This window comes from Paenibacillus mendelii (genome assembly GCF_024498075.1).
Taxonomy (GTDB): Bacteria; Bacillota; Bacilli; order Paenibacillales; family Paenibacillaceae; genus Paenibacillus_Z; species Paenibacillus_Z mendelii.
In genome coordinates, this window is sequence record NZ_JANHOF010000048.1 from 1 (window position 1) to 2,910 (window position 2,910).

At 38.7% G+C, this 2,910-nt stretch carries 2 protein-coding genes; one reads left to right on the forward strand and one right to left on the reverse strand.

The window, feature by feature from the left end; translation table 11 throughout:
- Nucleotides 1-521: 521 nt before the first annotated feature.
- Entirely contained in the window at nucleotides 522-908 is a 387-nt protein-coding gene (locus NNL21_RS35905; RefSeq protein WP_204822861.1) for a hypothetical protein, read from the reverse strand.
- A 457-nt stretch (nucleotides 909-1,365) separates the two neighbouring features.
- Here NNL21_RS35905 and NNL21_RS35910 point away from each other — a divergent pair, with 457 nt between their 5' ends.
- Complete coding sequence (locus NNL21_RS35910) at nucleotides 1,366-2,262, forward strand: copper amine oxidase N-terminal domain-containing protein (protein WP_204822860.1); 897 nt, start codon at nucleotides 1,366-1,368, stop codon at nucleotides 2,260-2,262.
- Nucleotides 2,263-2,910: the final 648 nt, after the last annotated feature.

Here is a 2,910-nt window from a genome sequence, read left to right on the forward strand (position 1 = left end):
AATGGATATGGACAAATGATTAGTCAAATCGCTCAATTTCCTCAAATAAAAATATAGACCCCCTTATAAACGGAGATCTGTCTCACATTTTGCTTGGTGACCATAGAATCAAACCTGCTACATAAATACACGCAAACACAGGCACTTAATTCCCGGCGTTAAACTGCCAGTTAGTTTAATAAAAGGTCGTCTAATCATCTTTATGACATCATATCGGGAATGTAACAATGTTCTTGTCATCAGTCGGGAATGTTATCAAGTTCTTGTCATTGTGTTTTGACAAGAACTTGATAACATAAATATAAAAAGCCGCATAATCATCGGCTTCTTAGTGTCGGACGACAAGAACTTCTATACAAAAACGACAAGAACTTCTATACATTAATGTGATAGCACCTGGGCTTTCCAAATCAACAAATCAGCGTTACCAATGACAAGTTTTTGTTTCACCGTTAATTGAGAGAACGCCTCATATAGATATTCATTCTCAAGCTGCATCTGAAATTTATCGGGATCTACTGTCACTTGTGGCATGTCACATACGGAATACAGAGAGGATAAGATTCACCTAAAGCTATTTCCTCATCTTCGGTGATGGATTTGTCAAGAATAGCAAGCTCACGACCTTGATTTCTTCGTACCTTTCGGTAATAGTCAACTTTACTGTACTTAATCAGTGAAGCGATATACTTGGTGAATCGTAACGAAAAGAAATATTTACGAAATGCTGTGTTCAGTTTATTTCTATTTTCAGAAGATGGATTCAAATAGTATGTCTTGACCAGTTGCGCACGATCATTCCTAGACATAAAGCTACTGATCACAGGATGGTCAAATAGACGTGTCGTAAGTTCACTAGTGCATTGTTGTAGTTCCGCTAGATTAAGTTCATCATTATCAGTAATCATCGTTTCCCCTTCCCTCTCTTTCTGACTTTTCTTACTTCTTCTAAGGTGCTACATAGCTACATACACTAACAATCACAACCACCAAACAGAACAAATGTTCCTATATATTTTAATTATAAGTTCTATTTATGCTTTTTGGAACATCGAGTTCAAATTTTAGAAAAATAAATTGAAACCCACCGTAACTAACAATAAGAATTTTCGTTATAGATAGTGAAGGACTCCTCACTGATGCAACGATTCTATAACAGCGTATTAATCGATTGGCAATCTCCCTTTGAACTAATAAACCCGCCTATTGCAAATCAGCTAGAATTTATTGAAGAAATTAAAAAAGGAGATGTGATTGATACGATGTCAATGTTAATAAAGTAATTCATTCGCTCTTGTCTTAAGTTTTGATTTGGTTTGTTGCTGGATCACGATAGACTAATTAATTGTAGGAGATGAATTTTAAATGAAAAAAAAGAACAGAATAGCCCTGTTTACATTTCTTTTCCTGGGATTCCTGGGACAATCGTCAATCTCCGCGGCAGATGATATAGATCGTAGTCCATATACAATGAATGTAAATGGATTATTTATCCAAATGGATGTACAGCCCGTGATTGATAAAACGAGTCTTTTGATCCCCATTCGAACGCTTTCCTCCATAGGTTTAACATATAATTGGGACTCATCTTCCCAATCCGTTACCATCCGGAATAAGGAAGCGGATGAGATAATCCTGACTGTAAATAGCAAAGTCTCTAATAAAAACGGAATATCCAGCGACATGCCCGTTCCCGTTCAAAGCAAAGATGGTCGTGTACTCGTCCCCATTCGGTTTGTAACGGAGAGCTTGGGATATCACGTTCAATATGAAACCTTTCGTAAGATGATTTTCATTCGATCCAAAGATTATCAGTTTGATACCAATGCAATTGCCGATAACGACCTCGCTGCGGCGCGTAGAGCTTCGATCGCCTTACCCTTAACGGCCAGCTTTAAACCGCTTAATTTTTCCACTCTTAAGTACCATAGGTATGTTTTCCCATCAGGAAGAGCAGATACTTACATGTTTTCGGATGGATTTACATCTTCCATTGTAGATATTAAAGACGGTATTGCCAGCGTGGTTGGTCAATATGTCACAGGAGGAAGATCAGATATTGTATATAAAGCAGGTAACGTTACAGGTGGGAATCTGGCAGATCCTGTTTTGAAACCATACCTCTTCGATCGGGTCTCTTTTTACTTAGAGGAAGCGACGTCGATAACTAACTATCTGGACAGTGAAGGAAATCTGCATGCATTCTCGACTCCTGTTACAATCTACTCCGATATTATTCAGGCAACACCTAATAATACGTGATCAATGATACCAAAATAAGAAAATCGACAAAACCCTCAGGGTTTTGTCGATTTAAAGTTGACTTGCGCTTATGGGAACTTTTTAAGTGAAGCAATTATTTGCCCTGACGTCACTTGGAAAGCATATGTTTGAGGATTGCCCTGATGAGGCAAGATCCACCAGGTGTTGGCCAGTGTAGTTCATCCAATAGTTCATACTTAGATATATGCCTATTAATGGAACAAGCAGCAGCCAAGGAACCCAAGGTCCCCACTTTCGTAAAAAGAACATAATCGTCACACTTCCCCTTACAATAAATGTTCTAGCCTCCTATTTATTTTATAATTATCCCCATGTATCTGACGCATTAACACATGAACTTGTTGCTGTATTCTGCCCATAGCTTAAAGGCATGGACAGCGCGTCGGCCGCGGATGACGCTATATGTTCTTGTTCTTTTCGGCAAACAATACATGTTCTTGTCCATAGCAATGGGCAAGAACATGTATTGTTAAAACAAAAATCCGCGATATACGCGGATCCGGTTCGCTATATATTTTTGTCCATTAACAATTATAATGACTGTTAGTATTATCATTTGGAGTGAATCGAGTAAGAGGGGGCGGCTAACCCCCGTCTTCTCACACCACCGTACATGCGGGTCCGCAT